At 68.2% G+C, this 24,838-nt stretch carries 17 protein-coding genes, 2 pseudogenes and 1 riboswitch; of the genes and pseudogenes, 11 read left to right on the forward strand and 8 right to left on the reverse strand.

All coding sequences use genetic code 11. The features are described 5' to 3' along the window. The first annotated feature begins 84 nt into the window (after positions 1-84). The 3 genes from C1926_RS01395 (at position 85) to C1926_RS01405 (ending at position 3,805) form a co-directional block, all read left to right on the forward strand. Entirely contained in the window at positions 85-2,211 is a 2,127-nt protein-coding gene (locus C1926_RS01395; RefSeq protein ID WP_108758030.1) for a methyl-accepting chemotaxis protein, read from the forward strand. A gap of 98 nt (positions 2,212-2,309) precedes the next feature. After that, positions 2,310-3,104 (forward strand): hypothetical protein, encoded by a 795-nt coding sequence (locus C1926_RS01400; RefSeq protein WP_108758031.1) that lies wholly within the window; start codon positions 2,310-2,312, stop codon positions 3,102-3,104. Further along, positions 3,101-3,805: an alpha/beta hydrolase gene (locus tag C1926_RS01405; RefSeq protein WP_108758032.1), complete on the forward strand. Its 705-nt coding sequence runs from the start codon at positions 3,101-3,103 to the stop codon at positions 3,803-3,805. Before C1926_RS01400 ends, C1926_RS01405 begins: the two co-directional genes overlap by 4 nt. 15 nt (positions 3,806-3,820) lie before the next feature. On the opposite strand, the pseudogene C1926_RS01410 reads toward C1926_RS01405, so the two are convergent. Both C1926_RS01410 and C1926_RS01415 read right to left on the reverse strand, forming a co-directional pair. Continuing rightward, positions 3,821-4,006, reverse strand: a pseudogene (locus tag C1926_RS01410) (hypothetical protein); the annotation flags it as partial. Positions 4,007-4,029: 23 nt separating this feature from the next. Then, a pseudogene (locus C1926_RS01415) lies at positions 4,030-6,063 on the reverse strand (catalase); the annotation flags it as partial. 182 nt (positions 6,064-6,245) lie between these two features. On the opposite strand from C1926_RS01415, the gene C1926_RS01420 reads away from it, so the two are divergent. The 3 genes from C1926_RS01420 (at position 6,246) to C1926_RS01430 (ending at position 8,962) form a co-directional block, all read left to right on the forward strand. Next, positions 6,246-6,968, forward strand: coding sequence for an AraC family transcriptional regulator (locus C1926_RS01420; RefSeq protein ID WP_079222773.1), 723 nt, complete (start codon positions 6,246-6,248; stop codon positions 6,966-6,968). A gap of 81 nt (positions 6,969-7,049) precedes the next feature. Continuing rightward, the gene (locus C1926_RS01425) at positions 7,050-8,411 is read left to right on the forward strand and encodes an amino acid permease (RefSeq protein ID WP_108758034.1); all 1,362 of its coding nucleotides are present in this window, start codon (positions 7,050-7,052) and stop codon (positions 8,409-8,411) included. A gap of 140 nt (positions 8,412-8,551) precedes the next feature. Continuing rightward, on the forward strand, positions 8,552-8,962 hold the full coding sequence (locus tag C1926_RS01430; RefSeq protein WP_108758035.1) for a VOC family protein: 411 nt from the start codon (positions 8,552-8,554) through the stop codon (positions 8,960-8,962). 58 nt (positions 8,963-9,020) lie between these two features. Here the strand turns inward: C1926_RS01430 and gcvP are convergent, their stop codons facing one another. Beyond that, positions 9,021-11,888, reverse strand: a complete 2,868-nt coding sequence (gcvP, locus tag C1926_RS01435; protein ID WP_108758036.1) for an aminomethyl-transferring glycine dehydrogenase — start codon at positions 11,886-11,888, stop codon at positions 9,021-9,023. A 62-nt stretch (positions 11,889-11,950) separates the two neighbouring features. Beyond that, positions 11,951-12,053, reverse strand: a riboswitch (glycine riboswitch). Between the two features lie 320 nt (positions 12,054-12,373). On the opposite strand from gcvP, the gene C1926_RS01440 reads away from it, so the two are divergent. The 3 genes from C1926_RS01440 (at position 12,374) to C1926_RS01450 (ending at position 15,106) form a co-directional block, all read left to right on the forward strand. Next, positions 12,374-13,600, forward strand: coding sequence for a multidrug effflux MFS transporter (locus C1926_RS01440; RefSeq protein WP_108760604.1), 1,227 nt, complete (start codon positions 12,374-12,376; stop codon positions 13,598-13,600). A gap of 139 nt (positions 13,601-13,739) precedes the next feature. Beyond that, a complete protein-coding gene (locus C1926_RS01445; protein WP_108758037.1) occupies positions 13,740-14,633 on the forward strand; it encodes a siderophore-interacting protein in 894 nt (297 codons plus the stop codon). An 80-nt stretch (positions 14,634-14,713) separates the two neighbouring features. Beyond that, positions 14,714-15,106 carry a hypothetical protein gene (locus C1926_RS01450; protein ID WP_108758038.1) on the forward strand — a complete coding sequence of 131 codons (393 nt, stop codon included), beginning with the start codon at positions 14,714-14,716 and terminating at the stop codon, positions 15,104-15,106. A 119-nt stretch (positions 15,107-15,225) separates the two neighbouring features. Here C1926_RS01450 and C1926_RS01455 read toward each other — a convergent pair whose 3' ends face one another. From C1926_RS01455 to C1926_RS01475, 4 genes are all read right to left on the reverse strand, one after another. Beyond that, entirely contained in the window at positions 15,226-17,190 is a 1,965-nt protein-coding gene (locus C1926_RS01455) for a M2 family metallopeptidase (protein WP_108758039.1), read from the reverse strand. Positions 17,191-17,870: 680 nt separating this feature from the next. Then, positions 17,871-19,520 carry a phosphoethanolamine--lipid A transferase gene (locus tag C1926_RS01465; RefSeq protein WP_108758040.1) on the reverse strand — a complete coding sequence of 550 codons (1,650 nt, stop codon included), beginning with the start codon at positions 19,518-19,520 and terminating at the stop codon, positions 17,871-17,873. Then, positions 19,517-20,284: a phosphatase PAP2 family protein gene (locus tag C1926_RS01470; RefSeq protein ID WP_108747863.1), complete on the reverse strand. Its 768-nt coding sequence runs from the start codon at positions 20,282-20,284 to the stop codon at positions 19,517-19,519. Before C1926_RS01470 ends, C1926_RS01465 begins: the two co-directional genes overlap by 4 nt. A 111-nt stretch (positions 20,285-20,395) precedes the next feature. Beyond that, positions 20,396-22,117 carry a glycosyltransferase family 39 protein gene (locus tag C1926_RS01475; protein WP_254057398.1) on the reverse strand — a complete coding sequence of 574 codons (1,722 nt, stop codon included), beginning with the start codon at positions 22,115-22,117 and terminating at the stop codon, positions 20,396-20,398. Between the two features lie 114 nt (positions 22,118-22,231). Here C1926_RS01475 and C1926_RS01480 point away from each other — a divergent pair, with 114 nt between their 5' ends. After that, positions 22,232-22,942 (forward strand): response regulator transcription factor, encoded by a 711-nt coding sequence (locus C1926_RS01480; protein WP_108747167.1) that lies wholly within the window; start codon positions 22,232-22,234, stop codon positions 22,940-22,942. Beyond that, positions 22,926-24,212 (forward strand): HAMP domain-containing sensor histidine kinase, encoded by a 1,287-nt coding sequence (locus C1926_RS01485; RefSeq protein WP_108758042.1) that lies wholly within the window; start codon positions 22,926-22,928, stop codon positions 24,210-24,212. The genes C1926_RS01480 and C1926_RS01485 overlap by 17 nt, the downstream gene beginning before the upstream one ends. A gap of 73 nt (positions 24,213-24,285) precedes the next feature. On the opposite strand, the gene C1926_RS01490 is transcribed toward C1926_RS01485, so the two are convergent. Then, complete coding sequence (locus C1926_RS01490; protein ID WP_108758043.1) at positions 24,286-24,675, reverse strand: VOC family protein; 390 nt, start codon at positions 24,673-24,675, stop codon at positions 24,286-24,288. Positions 24,676-24,838 lie beyond the last annotated feature (163 nt).

Raw genomic sequence — 24,838 nt, forward strand, 5'->3', positions numbered from 1 at the left:
CCCACCGAAGCGTTCACGGTTGCACGGTCAAGGCCAGCGGGCGGCGCGCCGATAAGGGCACATCCCCCCCGTTTGGATACCCCCATGAACTACTTGAGGAACGTCAGGGTTGCCTGGCGCCTTGGCCTTGGCTTTGGCCTGTTGCTGCTGCTGGTGGCTGCCGTGGTCGCCACCGGCGCCACCGCCACCGCCGTGCAGAAGCGCGCGATGCAGCAGGTGGTCGACGTCAGCGTGGCCAAGGTGCGGCTGCTGTCGGAGATGCTCGATGCCAACAACCAGATGATGGTCGTGCGCCGCGAGATGCTGATCCGCCAGGGCGACGCACGCGACGCCGACGAGAAGCGCATCGCCGACCTGGTCGCGCGCTACGAGGCGAGCTGGACCGCCTACCAGGCGCTGCCCGGCGATGCCGAGGGCAAGGCGATGGGCGAGGCGATCGCGGCCAAGCGTGCCATTGCGCGCCCGCTCAACAAGCAGACCAGCGAACTGATGGAACAGGGGGATTTCCCCGGCGCGGTCGCGCTGACCCTGGGCCCGGTGCAGGAGGCGGCCAACGGCTGGAACAAGGCGCTGGCTGATGGCGTGGCGTTCGAGGAGAAGGAGAGCCGCGAAGCGGCGGCCGAAGCGATCCGCCTCGGCGAGCGCAGCCTGCTGCAGCTGCTGGTGCTGGGTGGCGTGGCGCTGCTGGTCGGCATCGCCGCTTCGGTGATGATCGGGCGCAGCATGACCGGCCCGCTGGCACGCGCGGTGCAGCTGGCACAGCAGCTCTCGAAGGGCGAGCTGGACCAGTCCTTCCACTTGGGTGGCCGCGATGAACTGACCCAGCTGGGCGAGGCCATGGGCAGCGTGCGGCAGAGCGTGCAGGCCGCCATCGGCGCGCAGCTGCAGATGGCCGAACAGCACGAGGCCGGTGCCATCGGCTACCGCATGGATGCCCGCGCCTTCCCCGGCGATTTCGGCCGCATGGTGCAGGCCACCAACAGCCTGGTGGAATCGCATGTGCAGGTGGAACTGCTGATGGCTGAAGTCATGCAGCGCTACGCGATCGGCGACCTCAGCCGCGACCTGCCGCAGTACCCGGGCGAGAAGGGCGCGTTCACCCGCACCCTGGCCGCCGTGAAGCAGAGCCTGATGGCGATCAGCGCGCAGATCGACACGCTGGCCCGGGCCGCCGGTGCGGGCGATTTCAGCGTGCGCGGCGATGCCGAGGCGTTCCAGTTCCAGTACCGCGCGATGGTCGAACACCTCAACGCCATGATGGCCAGCTCGCAGGCCAGCATCGCCGACGTGTCCGACGTGCTGCGCGCGATTTCGCACGGCAACCTGACCGCGCGCATGGACGGTGAGTACGAAGGTGTCTTCGCCCGCATGCGCGACGATGCCAACACCACCACCACGCAGCTGACCGGCATCGTCCGCGGCATCCAGGTGGCAGCCGACAGCATCAACAATGCGGCGCAGGAACTGGCCGCGGGCAACAGCGATCTCTCGCGCCGTACCGAACAGCAGGCGGCGAACCTGGAAGAGGCCGCGGCATCGATGGAGGAACTGACCTCCACCGTGCGCCAGAACGCCGAGCTGGCCCGCCAGGCGGACAGCGAAGCCCATGCGGCCGGTGCTGCCGTGCGCGAAACCGAACAGGCCATGGCGCAGATGGCAACGGTGATGGGCGAGATCGACCAGTCCTCGGCGCGCATCTCCGAGATCTCCACGGTCATCGATGGCATCGCGTTCCAGACCAACATCCTGGCGCTGAACGCCGCCGTCGAAGCGGCACGTGCCGGTGAGCAGGGCCGTGGTTTCGCGGTGGTCGCCAGCGAAGTGCGCACCCTGGCGCAGCGCGCCGGCGTCGCCGCCAAGGAGATCAAGGAGCTGATCGAGGATGCGGCCGCCAAGGTGCAGAGCGGCCTGGCCGTAACCGTGCAGTCCGAAGCGGCGATCGCCCGCCTGGCCCACGCCAGTTCGCGCACCAACCAGCTGATGAGCGACATCGCTGCGGCCAGCAAGGAACAGGCGGCCGGCATCGAGCAGGTCAACCAGGTGGTGGTGCAGATGGACCAGGTGACCCAGCAGAACGCGGCCCTGGTGGAAGAAGCCACCGCGGCCAGCCGCGCGCTGGAAGAGCAGGCCAACGCGCTGACCACCTCGGTGTCGGTGTTCCAGATCGAGCAGGGCGGCCCGGCCCGCGCCGTGGTGGCGCGCGCGGCCTGACCGCTGCGCCGGTAGAGTCGTGCTTGCTCGACTCTACCGCGCGGCCCCTTTTTCGGCGATGCTCGCTGGGGTGCTCGCTTGGAGCCGGGGGAGGAGGCATGGACAGCAACGAGACTGAAGGCGCCTACGGCGACGTGCCACGGGTGCAGGGCATGGCTGCGCCCGCCATGCCTTCACCCGAGGTGCCGACCGACTGGTCGATGCTGCCGCTGGCCCGTGGGGATGATGATTCGGCGGTGATGCAGGCGCTGCGCCGCTTGCGCCGCGAACCGGCGCTGCTGGTGACAGTGGCCTACCTGCTGGTCTCGCTGCTGGGCCTGTGGTGCAGTTTCTGGTTCTACCGCGGCTTCAAGCTGTCGATCCTGGATTACCTGCAGCCCAGCGATTTCCTGGTGGCCGGCATCCGCGATCCGGCGTATGTGCTGCTGCTGGCCGCAGGCGTGCTGCTGGTACTGGTGGTGAGCTGGCCGGAAACACTGCGCATGCGCAATGCCGCCAAGCTGGAACAGCTGCGCGCGCGCAACTGGGCCTGGCGGGCAGTGCTGGCGCGCTCGGCACTGACCAGCTGGGAGGGCGTCGGCCTGCGTCCGCTGACAGCGATGACCCTGGCCGTGGCCGCCTTCATGGCGCTTGGCGCGGCGAACTACGTGACCGTGCGCGGTGAGCAGATCCGCAACGCGGGCAGCGGCGAAGTGATCCGCCTGCAGTTGAATGGTGATCGCGCGCCATTGCCGGGCACTGCGCGCCTGCTGGGTTCCAGCAGCGCGTTCCTGTTTGTCTGGTGGCCGCAACAGCGGCGTGCCGAGGCGATTCCGATCGCGGCGGTGCGAACGCTGCAGGCCGTTACCGTGGCGGCGCCTGCGCCGGCCGCCGCGCCAGGGCCCGGCAGTTGAACCCGCCGCTGCGCCCCCGTGTGCTGATGCTGCCCGGCCTGGACGGCGGCGTGGGCATGTCGGGCGCGTTCCTGGAGGCCGTGCGTGCACACGGGCTGGAGGCGGAGGCGCTGTCGCTGCCCGTGCATGGGGCACAGGATTATCCGACCCTGGCCGCGTGGTTGCAGCCGCAGCTTCCCCTGCAGCCATGGGTGCTGCTGGCCGAATCGTTTGCCGGTCCGTTGGCGGTACAGATTGCTGCGCAGGCGCCCGCCGGCCTGCGTGGGCTGGTGCTCAGCACCACCTTCGCGCGACGGCCGCTGCCCGTGCCGGCGGCGAGCGCAGTGGCGCTGTCCGCAGCATGGCCGTTGCCGCCGCTGCCGGTGATGGCGCGGGTGCTGCTGGGGCAGTGGCGAACGTCGCAGAACGTGCAGGCATTGCGCCTGGCCCTGGCCGAAGTGCCCAGCCGCGTGCTGCGGCAACGCGCCGCCAGCACCCTGCGGGTGGACGTGCGTGCGTTGCTGCCGCGTATCGCAGTTCCGACGCTGTACCTGCAGGCGCGGCAGGACCGGCTGCTGTGGCCGCCCAGCGTGTCCGAGCTGCAGGCCCTGCTGCCGGAGGCACGCCACGTCGCGCTGCAGGGGCCGCACCTGCTGCTGCAGGCACGGCCCGAACAGGCGGCCGAAGTGGTGGCGCGCTGGGTGAACGGGCTGCCTGGCTGACGGTCAGCTGTCGGCGGCCTTCTTCGTTGCCTTGCGCCCGCTGCCGCTGCGCTTGCCACCGCCGTCCTGCTTGTTGACGGTGGCCCAGGCGATGCGTTCGGCGGTACTCTCACTGGCGCCGCGCGCGCGTTCGCTTTCCTCGATGTGCTCGGCCTGGCGCTTCTGCTTGTCGGTGTAGGCAGATTTCTCACCACGGGGCATGTCGCTTCTCCTGTAGGGAACGATCAGGCCAGCAGGCGCAGCTTGGGTTCGCGCGCCCACTGGCGGGTGGCCGCGGCAGCGAGGAAACCCTTGGCGTCCTCGGCTTCCACGGTGCCGGCGTCGTTGCCCACACGGGCGGCCTTCAACAGCGCCTGGCCGCCGGCATCGCTGGCAATGGCCTTCAGGTGCGCCCACGCATGGCTGACGAATTCGACGGCAGCGGCTTCCTTGGCCAGCGCCTTGGCCCCGTCCGCACTGAGCACCACGGCCACGGCATCGAACACCGCCGAGGGCGTGCCCGCCAGCTGGCCATCGGCGGCCTGGCGCTTGCCGTCGCTGAGGGTGGCGCCACCCACTTTCGGCGCCACCAGTTTCACTTCGGCACCGGCCTTCTGCGCGGCCTTGCGCAGGCTGGCGATCAGCCCCGCATCGGAGCCCTCATCGAACAGGATGCCGATGCAGCGCCCCTGCAGCGTGTCTTTCGTGCGGCCGATGATGCGTACTTCGGGAACGGCGGGCATGTCCTGTGCCGGCGTTGCGGTCGGCGCGGCATCGGGCAGGTCCGCCAGGGCCAGGCCATCGGCCACGCGCTTGGCCAACGTCTCGTCGATGTTGCGCAGGTGGCTGACGGTACGCACGCGCACCTTCAGCGTTTCCACCTTGGACAGCTCGAACACCAGCGCCGAGGCGAGATGCGCCTGCTCCGGCTTTTCCAGGCTGCGGAAGAACGCGCGCGCCTGGCTGTAGTGGTCGGCGAAGCTCGCCGCACGCGTGCGGCCCTTGCGGCCATCATCGGCGGTCGCATGGCTGCGGAACCCAGCAGCGGTTTCGCGCGGGCTGTCGTCCTCCAGCGAGCTGGGGTCGTAGGCCACGCGGCCCTTCGGCACCTGCATCTGCATGTGTCCATCGCGCTGGTGGTTGGCGAAGGGGCATTTGGGGGCATTGACCGGAATCTGGTGGAAGTTCGGCCCACCCAGGCGGATCAGCTGCGTGTCCAGGTAGGAGAACAGGCGGCCCTGCAGCAGCGGATCGTTGCTGAAATCGATGCCGGGCGGCACGTTGGCGGGGCAGAACGCCACCTGCTCGGTTTCGGCGAAGAAATTGTCCGGCCAGCGGTCCAGCACCATGCGCCCGATCACCTTCAGCGGCACCAGCGATTCGGGAATGATCTTGGTCGGGTCGAGGTGGTCGAACGGGAACGCCTCAGCCTCTTCTTCGGTGAACAGCTGCACCGCCAGTTCCCACTCGGGGAAGTCGCCGCGCTGGATCGCCTCGAACAGGTCGCGGCGATGGAAGTCGTTGTCGGCGGCCTGCAGTTTCAGCGCTTCGTCCCACACGGTGGACTGGATGCCCAGCTTCGGCCGCCAGTGGAATTTGACGAACGTGGAATCGCCGTCCTCGTTCAACAGGCGGAAGCTGTGCACGCCGAAGCCCTCGATCATGCGCAGCGAACGCGGGATGCCACGGTCGCTCATCGCCCACATGATCATGTGCATCGATTCGGGCATCAGCGAGATGAAATCCCAGAACGTGTCATGCGCGCTGGCGGCCTGCGGGAACGCACGGTCCGGCTCCATCTTCACCGCATGCACGAGGTCGGGAAACTTCATCGCATCCTGGATGAAGAACACCGGGATGTTGTTGCCGACCAGGTCCCAGTTGCCTTCCGGCGTGTAGAACTTGACCGCGAAGCCGCGCACGTCACGCGGGGTGTCGACCGAACCGGCGCCGCCGGCCACGGTGGAGAAGCGGGTGAACACCGGCGTTTTCGTGCCCACTTCGGTGAGCACGCGGGCGCGGGTGTACTTCGCCAGCGAACGGGTCAGTTCGAAATAACCATGGGCGGCGCTGCCGCGCGCATGCACGATGCGTTCGGGAATGCGCTCGTGGTCGAAGTGGGTGATCTTCTCGCGGAGGATGAAGTCCTCCAGCAGGGTGGGGCCGCGCGGGCCCTCGCGCAGCGAGTTCTGGTTGTCGGCCACCGGAATGCCCTGTGCGGTGGTCATCGCCGGATGCGTGCCGCCGGCCTGCAGGTGCAGTTCGTCACCCTCGCCGCGCTGCTGGGTCTGGGACTTCTGGGACGGGGCGGGTGCGCGCTTGCCGGTCGGCTTGCTGGCGGCCATCGGGGGGTTCTCCGGGATACGAGGGGGCAGGCCATGACAGTCGCCCCCGGGCCGTTAACCCACGGTCCGCCGCGGGTGAACGTACAGGCAAAAGCGGGCTCGGGTATGCTTGCCGCATGCGAGTCGAGCCCACCGACATCGAAGCCCTGTTCGACGCCATTCCGGACGTGCTGTTCTTCATGAAGGACCGCCAGGGCCGCTACACCCACGTCAACCAGACCATGCTGCGGCGGCTGGGCCTGCGTGCGCGCAAGGATGTCATCGGCCGCACCGCTGCCGAGATCTACCCGACCGGCCTGAGTGCGGATTACGTGGACCAGGACGCACGCGTGCTGTCCGGTGAAGTGATCGAGAACCTGATGGAGCTGCACCTGTTCGCCAACCGCGAACCGGGCTGGTGCCTGACCTGCAAGCGGCCGCTGCTGGTGGATGGCAGCATCGAGGGGCTGATCGGCATCTCCCGCGACCTGGGCCAGAAGGACAGCCTGGGCACCCAGTACGAGCAGCTGCGCCTGGCCCTGGCCCATCTCAACGCGCACTACGCCGAGAACGTGCGCATGCAGACCCTGCTGGACATCACCGGTTTCTCGCTGTCCAAGCTGGAGCGCAGCTTCCGCAAGGTGTTCCAGATGACCCCGCAGCAGGTGCTGACCCGGCTGCGCATCCAGATGGCCATGCACCTGCTGCACGGCGACGACAGCATCGCCTGCATCGGCCAGGCCTGCGGTTTCAGTGACCAGAGTGCGTTCACCCGCAAATTCAAGGCTGAAACCGGTTTCTCGCCGCGTGCCTATCGGGCCCGTATCGGGGGGAATGTCGGCGAGGCCCTGCTGTCCTGAGCGGTCTGCTGCACTGTGCCTATCCCCGTGGGTGGGGGACAATGTAAGGTGACGCCCCTGTAGCCGCCGCCAGTCCCGCCGATGCCCGCCAGCCCCGTTACGCCTTCCCGCCTTGGCCATTCGCTCAAGCCGCGCCAGTTGATCATGATGGGCCTGGGCAGCGCGATCGGCGCCGGCCTGTTCCTCGGTTCCGGCGTGGGCGTGCAGGCGGCCGGCCCGGCCGTGCTGGTGTCCTACCTGGTGGCCGGCGCGCTGGTGATCATCGTGATGAATGCCCTGGGCGAAATGGCCGCGGCCAAGCCGACCAGTGGTGCGTTCTCGGTGTATGCGGCCGATGCCATGGGCGCCACCGCCGGTGCCACCGTGGGCTGGTTGTGGTGGGTGCAGCTGGTCATCGTCATCGCCGCCGAGGCGGTGGGTGCGGCCGGCCTGCTGGCCACGGTCTGGCCGGTGATACCGGTCCCGATGGCGGCGCTGGCCTTCATGCTGTTCTTCACTGCGATCAACCTGCTCGGGGTGAAGAACTTCGGCGAGTTCGAATTCTGGTTCGCCATCCTCAAGGTGGCCGCCATCCTGGCCTTCATCGCCATCGGCATCGCCCTGTTGATGGGCTGGCTGCCGCAGGTCGCCTCGCCGGGGCTGAGCAATTTCACCCAGCACGGCGGCTTCGCGCCGAAGGGCCTGGCTGGCATCGGCGCGGCCCTGCTGGTGGTGGTGTTCGCCTTTGGCGGCACCGAGATCGTGGCGGTGGCCGCCGCCGAAACCGAAGACCCCGAGCGCAGCATCGCCCGTGCCATCCGCACCGTGGCCTGGCGCATCCTGGTGTTCTACATCGGCTCGCTCAGTGTGATCATCGCCGTGGTGCCGTGGACCAGCGAGTCGCTGAAGTCGCCGTTTGCCGCCGTGCTTGCGGTCGCCAACATTCCGGGCGCGGCCACGGCCATCACCCTGATCGCGGTGATCGCGCTGCTGTCGGCGCTCAATGCCAACCTCTACGGTGCCTCGCGCATGATGTATTCGCTGGCGCAGCGCCGCGAAGCCCCCGCCGTGCTGGGCTGGACCGACCCGCGCCAGGTACCGGTCATCGCCGTACTGGCCAGCGTGCTGTTCGGCTTCGCCGCCACCATCATGGAGCTGTTGTTCCCGGACAAGGTGCTGCCGGTGCTGCTCAACATCGTCGGCTCCACCTGCCTGCTGGTGTGGACGCTGTCGCTGGTTTCGCAGCTGGTGCTGCGCCGTCGTGCCGATCGCCTGGGCACCCGCCTGCCGTTCCGTATGGCCGGCTTCCCGTGGCTGACGGTGTGCGCGCTGGGCATCCTGGCGCTGATCTTCGGCCTGCTGCTGAGCGAGGCGCATACGCGCCTGCAGTTCCTGTCGATGGTGGCGCTGACTGCGGCCATCGCCGCGGGCAGTGCCATTGCGCGGCGCATGCGCGAGGCGTAATTCTGTAGAGCCGACCCTACGGTCGGCTGCTGTTCGCGCGGCGGCCAGCCGAGCATGGGCTCGGCTCTACAGAAGGCATACATCCGCCGTGCCATCCTGATCGCGTGGGCCGTCACCGGCCCGTCGAACAGGAGTACCGCATGCTGCGCAGTCGCCCGTTCCTGATGTTCACCGGCCAGGCCGAGGCCGCCATGGCCCTGTACGCCGAGGCGTTCGCCGATTTCCGCCTGCTGGCCCTGCAACACCACTCCGAAGGTGCCGGTGCCGGCGTGCCCGGCCAGGTGCGCCAGGCCATCTTCCTGCTGGGTGGCACCCACTACCTGTGCTTCGACAGCCTGGACGTGCACGACTTCACGTTCAGTCCGTCGATCTCGCTGTTCGTCGAATGCGCGGGCAGCGAGCAGTTCGAGCGCGCGGCGCGGGTGCTGGGCGAGGGCGGGCACTGGCTGATGCCGGTGGGGGACTACGATTTCAGCAACCGCTACGGCTGGGTGCAGGACCGTTATGGCGTGTCGTGGCAGTTGAGCCTGGGGCAGATGCCGGACCCGTGAGGCACAACGAAAACGGCCCGCTTGCGCGGGCCGTTCCGTTTACCGATCCATCGGGAATTTACGCCTCGACTTCGTCGTCCTTGTAGGCATCGACCGGGATGCAGGCGCACATCACGTTCTTGTCGCCGTACACGTTGTCGACGCGGGCCACCGGCGGCCAGTACTTCTGCAGCTTCAGGCTGGGCAGCGGGAAGGCTGCCAGCTCACGCGGGTAGGCGTGGGTCCACTCGCTGGCGGTCACCGCCGTGGCGGTATGCGGGGCGTTCTTCAGCGGGTTGTCCTCGCGGTCCAGGCGGCCGTCTTCGATCGCGCGGATTTCCTCGCGGATCTGGATCATCGCGTCGATGAAACGGTCCAGCTCGTGCAGCGATTCGCTCTCGGTCGGCTCGACCATCAGCGTGCCGGCCACCGGGAAGCTCAGGGTCGGGGCATGGAAGCCGAAGTCGATCAGGCGCTTGGCCACGTCCTCGGCGCCGATGCCGCTGGTCTTCTCCAGCGGGCGCACGTCGAGGATGCATTCGTGCGCCACCAGGCCGTTGCGGCCGGTGTACAGGGTCTTGAAGTGCGGAGCCAGGCGCTTGGCGATGTAGTTGGCGTTGAGCTGGGCGACCTGGGTGGCCTTGCGCAGGCCTTCGCTGCCCATCATGGCGATGTACATCCAGCTGATCGGCAGGATCGAGGCGCTGCCGAAGCTGGCCGCGCTGACCATGCCGACCGGGCCGTTGTCACCCAGCTTGCCCGGCAGGAACGGGGCCAGGTGTTCCTTCACCGCACACGGGCCAACGCCCGGGCCGCCGCCGCCGTGCGGGATGCAGAAGGTCTTGTGCAGGTTCAGGTGGGAAACGTCCGAACCCCACTTGCCCGGCTTGGCCACGCCGACCAGGGCGTTCATGTTGGCGCCGTCGGTGTACACCTGGCCGCCGTGCTGGTGGATGATCTCGCAGATCTCGACCACTTCTTCCTCGAACACACCGTGCGTGGAGGGGTAGGTGATCATGATCGCGGCCAGGCGGCTGCTGTACTTCTCGGCGTTGATGCGGATGTCTTCGACATCGACGTTGCCGTTGGCATCGGTCTTGGTCACCACGACCTTCATGCCGCACATCTGTGCCGAGGCCGGGTTGGTGCCGTGCGCCGAATCCGGAATCAGGCAGATGTCGCGATGATCTTCGCCGCGCGAGCGGTGGTAGGCGCGGATCGCCAGCAGGCCGGCGTACTCGCCCTGCGCGCCGGAGTTCGGCTGCAGGCTGACCGCGTCATAGCCGGTGCACTCGACCAGCATCGCTTCCAGCGTTTCGATCAGCTCCTTGTAGCCCAGTGCCTGGTCGGCCGGCACCAGCGGATGGATCTGCGAGAACTCCGGCCAGGTCACCGGGATCATTTCGGCGGTGGCGTTGAGCTTCATGGTGCACGAGCCCAGCGGGATCATCGTGCGGTCCATCGCCAGGTCCTTGTCGGCCAGCGAACGCAGGTAGCGCAGCAGTTCGTGCTCGCTGTGGTGGGTGTTGAACACCGGGTGGGTCAGGAACTCCGACTGGCGCAGCAGGGCCGCCGGCAGTGCGTCGGCGGTGCTGGCATCCAGTGCGTCCACGTCGGCCTGCGCACCGAACACGGCGGCCAGGGCGACGATGTCGGCGCGGGTCGCGGTCTCGTCCAGGCTGATGCCGACCGAGTCGCTGTCGATCGCGCGCAGGTTGTAACCGGCGGCGCGGGCCTTGGCGTGGATCTCATCGGCGTGCACGCCGGTGACATGCAGGGTGTCGAAGAAATCGCCACCCACCTGCACGCCGGCATTGCGCAGCGATGCAGCCAGGATCGAGGCCAGGCGGTGGGTACGACGGGCGATGCGGGCCAGGCCTTCCGGGCCGTGGTAGACCGCGTACATCGAGGCCATCACCGCCAGCAGCACCTGCGCGGTGCAGATGTTGGAGGTGGCCTTCTCGCGGCGGATGTGCTGCTCGCGGGTCTGCAGGGTCAGGCGGTAGGCCGGCTTGCCTTCGGCATCGATGGAGACACCGATCAGGCGGCCCGGCATCGAGCGCTTGTAGGCGTCACGGCAGGCCATGAACGCGGCGTGCGGGCCGCCGAAACCGAACGGCACGCCGAAACGCTGGCTGTTGCCGACCACGATGTCCGCGCCCCATTCGCCGGGGGCGGCCAGCAGGGTCAGGGCCAGCAGGTCGGTGGCCACGGCCACCAGGCCGCCGCGCGCGTGCACGGCATCGACCAGTGCCTTGTAGTCGCCCACCTGGCCGAAGGTGTCCGGGTACTGCAGCAGCAGGCCGAAGGCCTCCGCTTCCAGCGCTTCGGCCGGGGTGCCCACGCGCAGCACGATGCCCATGGGCTCGGCGCGGGTGCGCAGCAGTTCCAGCGTCTGCGGGTGCACGGCGTCGTGTACGAAGAAGGTGTCCGACTTCGACTTGGCCGAACGCTTGGCCAGGGTCATCGCTTCAGCGGCGGCGGTGGCTTCGTCCAGCAGCGAGGCGTTGGCGATCTCCATGCCGGTCAGGTCGGCACACAGGGTCTGGAAGTTGATCAGCGCTTCCATGCGGCCCTGCGAGATTTCCGCCTGGTACGGGGTGTAGGCGGTGTACCAGGCCGGGTTTTCCAGGATGTTGCGCAGGATCACGTTCGGCGTGTGGGTACCGTAGTAGCCCTGGCCGATGAAGCTGCGCAGCACGGTGTTCTTGTCGGCAATGGCACGGATCTTCGCCAGCGCCTGCACTTCGGTCATCGATTCCGGCAGCGCCAGCGGTGCGGGCGACTTGATCCTGGCCGGCACGATGGCATCGGTCATCGCATCCAGCGTGGCGTGGCCGAGGACATCGAGCATCTGCGCGACCTCGGCATCGTTGGGGCCGATGTGGCGCTCGACGAACGCGGAATGATGCTCAAGCTCACGCAGGGAGGGGGTGTTCTGGGACATGGCGAAGGATCCGTCAGGAAAGGGCACACGCACGGGCACAAGCCGCCGGTTGGCGGTCTGCGGGGCGCCCCTCTGTCCTTTTGCCTGAGAGTTTAAAAGCGCGGCTGGCCGCTGCTTCGTGCCCCTTCGGCGCCGGATCGAACCGGTCTCTCCAGAGTTCTGTTACGGGTGGTATCGGGCCTGAGCGATTACGGGCGTTGCGCCTTCGGCAGCGGTGTTCCGCTTCTCCCACCATGTTGCCCGCCCATTATACGGGTTGCCATAGCGGGTTGCCGCCGCTGAACACGGGCCCGGAACCGGGGCAGGGCGCCTGCGCGCCTGAATGGCCGATGGCCCGGCCATGCGTTTCGTGCAGTGGTCGATGGCATCGGCCGCAATCCGGGCCTATCATGGCCGAACTCTCGTATTCATCTGGCGCCGTCCCTGCTGCAGGGGATCGGCGCCCGCCGTGCGTGCCGCGCATGGCCCTGCCGGACGCTTTGCCGATGACCCCCGCTGTTGCCCCTTCCACCCGACGCATGGCCCTGCTGCTTGCCGGCCTGGCCATGTTCGGCCCGTTCTCGATCGACACCATCTTCCCGGCCTTCCCGCAGCTGGCCCAGCGCCTGGCTGTGGATGAGGTGGCGGTGCAGCAGACCATCAGCGTCTACCTGCTGTTCTACGCGTTGATGAGCCTGGCGCACGGACCGCTGTCCGATGCGTGGGGCCGCAAGCGGGTGATCCTCGGCGGCCTGGTGGTGTTCATCGGCGCCTCGGTCGGCTGCGCGCTGTCCACCGACCTGAGCACCCTGCTGGTGTTCCGCGCGCTGCAGGGCCTGTCGGCCGGCGTGGGCATGATCGTCGGCCGCGCGGTCATCCGCGATCTGTACCACGGCCACGATGCGCAGCGGCTGATGAGCCAGGTATCGATGCTGTTCGGCATCGCCCCGGCCATCGCGCCGATCATCGGCGGCTGGATCCTGCTCAGTGGCGCCGGATGGCCGCTGATCTTCTGGTTCCTGGTGGCGTTCTCGCTGCTGCTGCTGGTGTGCACCGCCCGCTTCATGCCGGAGACCCACCCGGTGGAGGCGCGCGTGCCGTTGTCGCCGCGCGTGCTGATGCGCGACTACGTACGCATCGGCTTCAACCCGCGCTTCCTGCGCCTGGCCCTGGCCGGCAGCGTCGGTTTCGGTGGCATCTTCCTGTACATCGCCTCGGCGCCGGTGTTCGTCATGCAGCACCTGCACCTGGGCGAAGGTGGCTTCGCCTGGTTGTTCATCCCGACCATCGGCGGCATGACCACCGGCTCGTTCCTGTCCGGGCGCATGGCTGGGCGCACCACGCCCACCCGCCAGGTCGCCATCGGTTTCACCCTGTGCGCGGTGTCGGTGCTGCTCAACGTCGGCTATGTGTCCCTGGCGCCGGAGTTCGTACTGCCGTGGGCGGTGCTGCCGATCTTCCTGGGCGGCATGGGCATGGCGCTGATTTTCCCGATCCTGGCGCTGGCGGTGCTGGACATGTACCCGCACCAGCGCGGCCTGGCCTCCTCGCTGCAGGCGTTCATCCAGCTGATGATCAGCACCGTGGTGGCCGGCGTGGTGTCGCCGCTGCTGAGCGCCAGCCCGCTGCATCTGGCCCTGGGCCAGGCCGCCTTCTTCGCGGGCGGCTTCGTGTTCTGGTACTGGGAACACCGCCGCGAGCGCTCAGTGCAGGCAGTGGCCACCGGCCTTTGAGCAGCGCGCAGGGGCAGGGCGGCGCAAGCGTCCCCCGGCCCCTTGCGCCGCTGCAGCGGCGGGCTAGGCTGGGTGTTCCAGCCAGCCACTGCACGGGTGCATGACGGCCAGCCGATCCGAAGCCGTCGCGAGGTACCCCATGGCTGCGCAGCAGACCTACCGCCTGTTCGAGGTGGCGCTGAAGGAGCGCCGCGTCCTTTCCCCCTCCCTGCACCGCCTGGTGTTCACCGGCGCCGACGTGGCGCGGATGAAGACCGAGGGCCCGGACCAGCGGATCAAGGTGTTTTTCCCCTTGCCCGGCCAGGACGCCCCGGACGTACCCAGCGGCGAGGACTGGTACGCCCGCTACCGCGCCCTGGCCGACGAGCAGCGCCCGCCGATGCGCACCTACACCCTTCGCCAGCTGCGCGCTGCGCAGGGCGAGGTCGACGTGGATTTCGTCCTGCATGGTGAAACCGGGCCGGCCTCGCGCTGGGCCACGCATGCCCGGCCCGGTGACCGTGTGGTGCTGCTGGCCCCGGATGCCGAGTGCGCCGAGAGCAGCGAAGGTTGGGAATGGAAGCCGCCGGCCGGGGTCGGCCAGGTGCTGCTGGTGGCTGACGAGACGGCGCTGCCGGCGGTGGCCGGCATCCTCGAGGAACTGGCCGCCCAAGTAGATCCACCCCGCGTGCTGGCCCTGCTGGAAGTGGCGGGCGAGGGCGGTGCCATCGTTTTGAAGGCGCCGGCCAACGCCGAACTGGTGTGGCTGCCGCGCGGCCAGGCCGCTTACGGCCAGGCGCTTGTGCAGGCCGTGCAGGCACGGTTGGCGGCCTCGCCAGCGGTCGCGGGCGACGCGCTGGACGAGATCGACGTGGACGCACAGATCCTGTGGGAGCAGTCCGACGCGGGCGTGGCCGGGCCGTTCTACGCCTGGGTGGCCGGCGAGGCCGGGGCCGTGATGGCGATCCGCCGCCACCTGGTCCGCGACTGCGGGCTGGACCGCCGTGCGCTGACGTTCATGGGTTACTGGCGGCAGGGCAGGGTGCTGGACTGAACCTGCACGACAGGCGCCCGTGAAGCGGCGTCATGGCCGGGGTGCGTTATCCTTGCGCCCCCTCGTCGCGGTACCGCCCCATGTCCACCACCTCCAAGACCCGTCGCGACCAGCGCCGCCGCCAGGAAGAAAAGGCTGCCAACAAGGCCGCTGCCCAGGCCTCGCCTGTCGAGCCGCATGCCGAACTGCGCGATGCGCAGCGCACGCTGCTGGCTGGCGTCGTGCGCCGCGATGGCGAATGGGTGCTGGGCATGGATGGCCGCATCGCCGGCCACAGCGAGAGTGCCGCGCAGGTGCTCGCGCTGATCATGCAGGCCGGTGAACTGCACGAGCGCAAGGGCACGCCGGTGCGCCTGGTGTATTCCGATGCGCTGCGCGACGCCGCGCAGGCCGAGGCCAGGGAGAAGGGCCAGACCTTCGAGGAATACAAGGCCGAACTGGCCGCAGCAATGGCGGCGAAAAAGAACAACTGACCGAAGCAGGTAGCGCCGGGCCATGCCCGGCGAGCGCAGCGGTGCGATGAAAAGCCGCCGGGCGCGGCCCGGCGCTACCGGAACAAAAGGGGCGGATCCTTGCGGACCCGCCCCTTCTTTCATTTCGCCGCCGGTGCCGCGCTGGCCTGCCAGCCGCACATCTGGCCCTGGTTCTGCTGCTTCAGCCAGTCGTTGACCGGGCTGAAGTACTCGATCATCGGGCCGGCATCGAGCTTGTCGCTGCCGGTCAGCTCCTTCAGCGTGGCCTGCCACGGCTGGCTGGCGCCCTTGCTCAGCATCGCCCAGTACTTCTGCCCGGCTTCCTTGTTGCCGTAGAAGGTGCACTCATGCAGCGGGCCCTTGTAGCCGGCCGCATCGCACAGGCCCTTGTAGAACTGGAACTGCAGGATGCGCGCCAGGAAGTAGCGGGTGTACGGCGTGTTGCCCGGCACGTGGTACTTCGCGCCCGGATCGAAGAATTCCTCGCCGCGGGTGCTGGCCGGGGCCACGCCCTGGTACTTGGCCTTCAGATCCCACCAGGCCTTGTTGTAGTTGTCCGGGGTGATCGAGCCATCGAACACGCCCCAGCGCCAGCGGTCGATCATCAGGCCGAACGGCAGGAACGACACGCCGGACAGGGCCATGCGCATCTGGTTGTTGATGACCGCCTCGCGGCTTTCGCTCGGCGCGTCCACCAGGCCGATCGAGCTCAGGTACTTGGGCGTCATCGCCAGCACGATGGTGTCGCCGATCGCTTCGTGGAAGCCATCGTTGGCACCGCCCTGGAACAGCGGCGGCAGCGGGTTGTAGGCCAGGTCGTAATAGATGTGGCCCAGCTCGTGGTAGATGGTGGTGAAGTTCTCTTCGTTCGGCTTGATGCACATCTTGGTGCGCACGTCGCCTTCCATGTTCATGTCCCAGGCACTGGCGTGGCAGACCACGTCGCGGTCATCGGGCTTGATGAACTGGGTGCGTTCCCAGTACGTCTGCGGCAGCGAGGGCATGCCCAGCGACACGTAGAAATCCTGCGCGCGCTCGGTCATCTGCTTGGCGGTGCGCAGTTCGGCCTCGCGCTGCGCCTTGTACTGCGCCGCCACGTTGGCATCCTTGCCGGCCTTGGCCAGCGCCGCGCTCAGGTTGGCCTGGTACTGCTTTTCCAGCGCTGCGGTGATGTCCAGGCTGCCGGCACCGGGGTACGGTTCCAGCTGGTCCCACAGGTTGGACCAGTCCTGCTGCCACATGTTGCCCAGCAGGTGCGCGGCAATCAGGCCGTTGCCCACTTCAGCCTTGTCCTTGCCATAGGTCTTGTCCAGCTTGCCGCGTGCATAGCAGTGCAGCTGCTCGTACATCGGCTTGACCTGCTCCCACAGGCGGTCGGTTTCCGGCCCGATCTGCTCCGGCGGCATGTCATAGCCGCTGCGCCACATCTGCCCGGCATCGGTGAAGCCCATGCCCTTGGCGCCTTCATTGACCAGGCTGACGAACTGCTGGTAGTCGCCGCGCATGCTCTTGGTGGTGCTGTGCCAGCCCTGCCAGGCGTCGAGCTGCGTGTCGTAGTCGCGGCTGCGCGCCAGCACCTGTTCCAGCTCGCCGAGCTGGCGGCAGGAGTTGGGATCGTTGGCATCGGTGCAGTACTTGCCCGCGCCGTAGCTGCCTTCCATGCGGGTGGCGATCTGGGTCAGCTGGGCCAGCTTGGCCGCATCACGCGGTGCGGGCATCGAGGACATCAGCTTCAGCAGGTGGATGGCGCGCTTGCTGTCCTCGCTCATCGGCTGGCCGTCGAACTTGCCGGCCTGCTCGATCCAGCTGTTGAGCTGGGTCAGCGAGCGCTCGTTGGCCTTGGCGGCGATGCGTTCGGAATCGCTGTTGATGTAGGTGGAGGACAGCCACTGTGCCGAGGTCATCTCCGGGTAGGCGGCCTTGAATTCGGCGTTGATGCGGGCGACGAACTGGTCGGCGGTCTCGCCGGCGGGCGCGCTGGCGGTGGCGGCCTCGGTGCCGGGCGAAGGTTCCTTCTTGCAGGCGACCAGGGCCAGCGTGGCGGCGGCGATAGCCGAGGCCAGCAGGAGATGGCGGTGAGTCACGGGCGGTCCTTGGGTGGTGAACGACGGCCGAAGGCTAGTGGGCGCGCGTGCCTACCGCAAGTGGGGAAGGTTGGTGGGGTCCGGCAGGGCTGCGCCCTGCACCTGCAGAGGCCAAGGCAACGTCAACGTCAAAAGCGGGCTATCCGTGGGTTGGCGGGGCGGTGTCGGATTGCGGGGACGCCGCAAGTACGTCCTTGTAGGCTTGGTCGCGGCATCCATGCCGCGGACACCCCGCAATCCGACACCGCCCCGCCTTCGACAGGTTCACGCGGCTGTTGGTGGGTGCCGACCGTGGGTCGGCACATCTGTCAGATATCGAATGAATTCATCCACGCATGGCGTGGATCTACTGGCAACGGCGGCTGTTGGTAGGTGTCGACCTTGGTCGACACGATTTTCCCGTCAAACATCGATATCCGACCCCGTGCCGACCAACGGTCGGCACCCACCAGAGCAGAACGCCGTTCCGACAGATCGCGGAAGTCTGTCGAAGGCGGGGTGGGTCCGGTTGAGGGGGCGTGAGCCGCATGGATGCGGCGACCGAGCTTACATGGACGTACTTGCAGCGTCCCCCTCAACCGGACCCACCCCGCCAACCCTCGGAATGCCGGCTTTTGAAGTTGACGTTGCCTTGGCTCGAAGCAGGTGCAGGGCTGCAAGCCCTGCCAGAACAACACCCCTCAGCTCTCGCAGCCGGCGAACAGGTCCCGGTCACGCTCGTACAGCGCCGTCTTCACCTGCATCAACCCCAGCACCGACGGGAACAGGTTGTCGTGGTCGGTGTACGCCGCCGAACGCTTGCGCACGCACTGCAGGTCGAGCCCGCGGCTGCTGGCAAAGCCCGGCGAGAACCACATCGTCATCGGCACGTGGGTCTGCTCGGCCGGGGCGATCGCGTAGGGTACGCCGTGCAGGAACAGGCCCTTCTCGCCCAGCGATTCACCATGGTCGGACAGGTAGATCATCGCCGTGTCGTAGTCCTGCAGGCCCTGCAGCGTACCGATCGTCTTGCTCAGGAAGTGGTCGGTGTAGAGCACGGCGTTGTCGTAGCTGTTGGTGATTTCCTCACGCGTGCAACGGCCGATGTCACGCGTGTCGCAGGTCGGCTTGAAGCGGGCGAAGGCGGCCGGGTAGCGCTCGAAGTAGGCCGGGCCATGGTTGCCCAGCTGGTGCAGCACCACCACGCGGTCACCGGGCTTGGCGCGCACCTGCGTGGCTAGGTCCTGCAGCAGGATCTCGTCCATGCAGCGGCCATCGGCACACAGGCCCGGCGTGGTCGCGTCGGACAGTGACTGGAAGTCCAGGCCTTCGCACACGCCCTTGCAGCCGGACTGGTTGTCACGCCACAGCGGCGCGATGCCGGCGCGGTCCAGGACGTGCAGCAGCGACTGGTGGGCGCGGATCTTCTTTTCGTCGTAGTCATGGCGTCCCCACGGCGAGAACAGGCACGGCAGCGAGACTTCGGTGCTGGTGCCGCACGAATGCATGTCCGGGAAGTTGATCACCGGTGCCTGTGCCAGTTCCGGGGTGGTGTTGCGCCCACCGTTGAGGCCCCAGTCCTGCGCACGCACGGTTTCGCCCATCACGATCACCAGCAGCCGCGGCTTGCTGGCCGGCGCGCGCGGGGTGGCCTTGGCGTCGGTGCCGATCGGCAGTTTCGGCGCGCGCTGCACCGGGTTGTCGCCGCGCAGTGCGCGCGGCATGCCCAGCAGCACGTTGGCCGGGGTGGCCAGGTAGCGCACTTCGCGCTGGTTGCGCATCAGCGCCGAGACATCCTGGAACGAGATCAGCGCGCCACCCACGGCGGTGACCGCCGCCACCAGCAGGAAGCCGGCGCGCCACAGCAGGGCACGGCCCCAGCTGCGGCGGCGCAGCTCCACCCGCCACAGCAGCGCCATGGGCAGTACCGCCAGCAGCAGTACCGGCCACACCAGCGACACCGTCATGAGCTCGCGGCTTTCCTTCGGGTCGGTGGCCAGCACGTTGCGCAGCATGTCCGCATCCAGGTAGATGTGGTACTGGCTCATGTAGTGCGCGGCGAAGGCGGTCACCAGCAGCAGCACGCTGGTCACCACCTTGGCATTCCAGCGCCACACCAGGATGCCCAGCAGCACGCCATGCGCGCCCAGCAGCAGCAGGAACAGCGACAGCGCGTAGCGCAGGCTGCCGGGATGGCTGGCCATGGCGCTGTGCCAGAACAGGCCATTGCCGGCGACGGCGAAGAACAGGCTGGTCAGCACGATCAGCGCTTCAGTGGACACCTGCGGGCGCCAGCGGCGAAGGCTGGCCAGCGCCGGCAGGCGGAACGAACGTTGGACCGATGCATTCATGCACGTGCCTCCTGGCGGGTCGGACGTTCCTGCGTGCGCCGGGCCAGCAGCCGCTCCGTGATCAGGAACAGGCCCAGCGACAGCAGCCAACATAGCAACGCCGTGGCAACGTCATGCGAAAGGAAGTGGGCGCCGCGCAGCTGCTGGCTGATGCCGAACACCAGGCCGCTGCCGAGGCCGATCCACAGCCCGGCCCAGCGCCAGGCCGGGCGCCAGAGCAGGGCGAAGAAGTACAGGCACAGCCAGGCGTAACCGGCGCTGGCATGGCCGGCCGGGAAACAGGCGCGCGCGGCCATGCCCTCGGGGCGGCTGGCCAGCAGGCCGATGAAAGGCTCGTGGCCGCCATAGCGCAGCAGGTCCCACGGGCAATCCATCGGCACCAGCGCCTTCAGCAGCGAGATCAGGCCGGTACCCAGCGCCATGGCCGCCACTACATAGAGCAGCGCCCAGCGCAGGGTGCGGTCACGGCCGCGGCGCCAGTGGTGGAAGCACAGCAGGATCGCGACCAGCGCTGCAGCGGTGCTCAGCCACTTGCCCCCCTTGTGCACGACCGAACGGGTCAGCCAGGCATCCTGCAGCGCCCAGTGGCCACCTTCCAGCCGGAACAGGTGATCGGCCACCCACTGGTCACCGCCGAAGCCCATCAACAGGGTGAACAGCGGAAGGCCGATGGCCACGGGCAGCAGCAGATGCGTCAGCGCGAACCGCGACGCGAGCCACGAAGGCGTGAAGGCAAAGGCCGGGACAAGGGGACGAGCGGGCATGCGGGAAGGGGCCATGGCAGGAATCCGCGGCCATGCTCGTCACCTTCATGTCGGAGAAGGGTCGTACATCCGTTCGCGCCGGGTTAATGCGATCCCGGCGCGAGCCAGGGTTCAGTCTTCTTCTTCCGATGCACCGGCACGTTCGGCATGGCAGCGGGCGTCCCACGCGCTGCCCGGAAGCAGTTGCCAGCGGTTCCGGTTGGCGATGCCGATGTCGACCACCTGGGCCGGATCGACGCAGGGGCTCATCGCCTTGTCCAGTACCAGCACCCAGCGCTTCTCCGGGGCCTCGGCCAGCCACGGGCCGGCATCGTGCCACTGCTCGGCCCAGGGGCGCTTGAAGCCGAACTCGCGCACCGGCCGGTCGGCCTGCAGCAGGTTCTGTTCGCGCCAGGCCACCAGGGCCAGTTCGGCATCGGGTCCGATCCGCTTGCCAACGCGATGCATCAGCGACGAGGCGGAGGCGTAGGGGTCCAGCGTCGGCATCAGCACCAGCCCATAGAGCATCCACAGCATGCCGTGGGTGAGCAGGACCAGCAGGGCCGCACGGCGCACGCGCAGCCACACCGCCTGCGTGGCCACGGCAATGGCGAAGACCAGCAGGCCGTTGCCCAGCACCGGCAGCAGTGAATCGGGCATCGCCCGCCGTGCCAGCTGTGCCTGCGCCCAGTGGCTGTCGGTCATCATCATCACGCCCAGGGTGCCGGTGGCGAGCATCAGCAGCAGGCTGTAGCCGAACAGGTAGCGGCGCACGCACAGGCGGCGCAGCAGGCCCGGCAACAGCGGGGCCACGGCCAGCGCCATCGCCGGCAGCATCGGCAGCACGTACACCTCGCGCTTGCCCGGGCTGGCGGTGAAGAACAGCAGCACCAGCAGCGCCCAGCCCAGCAGCAGCCACTGCCGGCGGTCGGCACGGCGCAGGCGGCGCCACCACGGCCTGGCCAGCAGCGGCAGCAGCAGGCTGCCGGGCAGCCACAGCGTCAGGATCACCTGCAGGTAGTACCAGACGGGCTGGCGGTGGTGCCAGGCGTTGGCGTAGCGCGTGCCGGTCTGCTTGAACAGCAGTTCGTGCGCGTAGGACTGCAGCGATGCACTGGGCTCGTGCAGCAGCGCCCAGCCCAGCGGCGCCAGCCACACCGCCACGCCCAGCAGGAATGCCGGCACCAGCCACAGCAGGGTGGCCGGGTGCGGGCCCGCTACGGCCTGCCCGCGGCGGCGCTGGTACAGCCACCAGCCGAACCACGGCAGCACCATCAGCAGCGGCAGGAAGCCCACGCCCTTGGTGACCGTACCCAGGCCAGCAGCGAAGCCGGCCAGCCACAGCGCCGGCAGGTTGCGGCGCTCAGCCAGGTGGCGCAGCAGGCCCCAGAGGGCCACGGTGGTCATCCCCACCAGCACCATGTCGATCTGTGCGCGCTTGGCCATCAGCCCGAACTGCAGCGTGCAGAACAGCGCGGCCATCGCGTACAGCGAATGCCGTGGCGACCACAGCCGTCGCGCCAGGTCCGAGACCAGCCACAGGCTCAGCAGGGCGGCCAGCAACGAGGGCAGCAGGAAGGACCACTGCCAGCTGCCGACCACCTGGTGGGCCACCGCCTGCAGCCACATGAACACCGGCGGCTTTTCCGCGTAGAGCTCGCTGCCACGGTGCGGCAGCAGCCATTCCCCGCTTTCCACCATGGTGCGCGCGGCCAGCACGAAGCGCGGCTCGTCCGGCGGCTGCGGCTGGCGCATGCCGATGCCGGCGCCCAGCGAGGCGATCATCAGCAGCCACAACAGGGGCAGGAACCAGCGGCGGGACAGGGCTACGGGCACGGCGGGCTCCGGGAGCAAAACGGCCATTGTGGAAGGGCAGGCGTGGGAAAGGCGTCGGAGGTGGGCGCAGGGCGACCGCATTCCGACATGGGCAGCGCTACCATGGTACGAACTTCCGTGGACATTCCGTGCATGCGCCTGTTGGTGATCGAGGACAACCGCCAGTTGGTGGCCAACCTGTTCGACTACTTCGAGTCGCGCGGGCACGTGCTGGACGTGGCCCCCGATGGCATCACCGGCCTGCACCTGGCGGGCAGCCACCCTTATGACGCGGTCATCCTGGACTGGATGCTGCCACGCATGGAAGGGCCGGAAGTGCTGCGCCGCCTGCGCGCGGACCAGGGTTCGGAAGTGCCGGTGATCATGCTGACCGCCCGCGACGAGCTGCCGGACAAGATTGCCGGGTTCCGCGCCGGCGCCGATGACTACCTGACCAAGCCCTTCGCCCTGCCCGAGCTGGAAGTGCGGCTGGAGGCCCTGCTGCTGCGCGCGCAGGGACGCAACCCGCGCAAGCGCCTGCAGGTGGCCGACCTGGTGCTGGACCTGGCCACCCTGGAGGCCCAGCGTGGCGGCCAGGCGCTGCACCTGTACCCGGCCTGCCGCAAGCTGCTGGAAGTGCTGATGCGCGCCAGCCCCGGCGCGGTCACCCGCCAGCAGCTGGAGTTCGCTCTGTGGGGCGACGAGCCGCCGGATGGCGACCTGCTGCGTTCGCACGTCTATGAGCTGCGCCGCAGCGTGGACGGCCCCTTCAACGACAAGCTGATCCACACCCTGCCGCGCGTGGGCTACCGGTTGGCGGCCAGCGGCAGTGCAGGCAATGGAAACGATGAAGAAGGCGCGTAAGCCGGGGCCGCTGTACCGGCGCGTGATCGGCTGGCTGCTGGGCTACCTGGCGCTGATCTCGCTGGCGGTGTTCAGCGTCGGCAACTACGTGCACGAGCACGCCGAGCATGCGGCGTGGCGCGCGCTGCTCAATTCCGAACTGGACAGCATCGTCGAGCACACCGAGCACGAGCCGCAGTACCACTGGCAGGATTCGGACACGCTCAGCCTCTACCGCTTCGACGAGACCAACATGCCGGCCACCCTGCGCGGCCTGCATCCGGGCCTGCACGACGGGGTGATGGTCGGCGAGCGCGAGACCGCGGTGATGGTGCGCGACACCGCATCGATGGGACGCGTGGCGCTGGCGCTGGACATCTCCGACTTCCACGACCTGGAGCAGTTCGCCACGCGCTGGGTGATGCTGGCCGGCATCATCATGGTCTTCGTCACCGTGCTGATGGCGTCCTTCGGCATGGAACGGGTGGTGCGCCCGCTCAGCCTGCTGGCCCATCACATCGGCGCGCTGCGGCCCGGCGAGCAGGGCCAGCGCATCGATGTCGACCCGCGCGGCAGTTCCGAACTGCACACGATCGCCGACGCGCTCAACGACTACCTCGACCGCAACGAGCAGTTCGTCGAGCGCGAGCGGGTGTTCATCAGTACGGCCAGCCACGAGCTGCGCACGCCCATCGCGGTGATGACCGGCGCGGCCGAACTGGCGCTGGAACAGCCGGGGCTGCCCGAGCGCGCACGCCAGCAGATGCAGCGCGTGCTGCGTACGGCGCAGGGGGTGGAGCAGCTGATCGAGCTGCTGCTGGTGCTGGCCCGTGATCCGGCCCGGCTGGCCGCGCGTGCCGAGCGCATCGCGCTGGAACAGCTGCTGCCGGAGATCGTCGCCGACCATCGCCACCTGCTGGGGGACAAAGACCTGACCATCGGCATCCAGTCCGCGCCGGTGGACATCGTCGCGCCGCTGGCCGTGGTGCAGGCCGCGATCGGCAACCTGCTGCGCAACGCCATCGAGAACAGTGGCCGTGGCCACATCGAACTGCGCCTGAGCCCGCAGGCAGTGCTGACCCTGCAGGACCCGGGCCACGGCATGGCGCCGGAGGAAATCGCTGCCATCCACGCGCGCATGGCCCGTGGCGAGCGTGCCGACCGCGGCGGCATCGGCCTGGACCTGATCGCCCGCCTGTGCGAACACCTGGGCTGGACCCTGCACCTGCAACCGGTCGAGCCGCGCGGCACGCGGGTCACCCTCGACTTCGGCGCCTCGCGTCCGGGCTGACCGCTCGCCCCGGTAGATGCCAACCTTGGCTGGCATGTTTTCCGTCGACCAAGGTCGACGCCCACCAGAGCAATCACCGCGCCTTCGCGCGCTCCACGTGCTGGTCGATCAGGATCACATTGCCATCAGGATCGGCCAGCTGCAGGTAGCCGGTGCCCTGGCCATCGGGATCAGTGCGTGTCGTCAGCGCGATGCCCTGTGCATCCAGCGCATCCTGCAGTTCGCGCACGTCCTGGAACTGGCCCAGTTCCTGCCGGTACTGGTCCCAGCCCGGGTTGAAGGTCAGCAGGTTGCCCTCGAACATGCCCTGGAAAAGGCCGATCACGATGCCATCGTTGCGCAGCACCAGCCAGTTGCGTGCCGCATCACCGCCGCTCACCACGAAGCCCAAGGCTTCGTAGAACGTACGCGATGCCGCCAGATCCTTCACTGACAGGCTGACCGAGAAAGCACCCAGTTGCATGACAGGCTCCGATGGCGATGTGCCGTGGGGGATGGGGCAATTCTGGGCACGTCGCTGTGCTGCGGCAAGCAGCGCAGCATGACCCGGCGTGAAGGCAATGTTAATCTCGGGCAACGCCGCATCCTGCGGCGTTTTTTTCCGCTCTTTCGATCGACAGAGGATC

The organism is Stenotrophomonas sp. ZAC14A_NAIMI4_1 (assembly GCF_003086915.1).
Lineage (GTDB): Bacteria > Pseudomonadota > Gammaproteobacteria > Xanthomonadales > Xanthomonadaceae > Stenotrophomonas.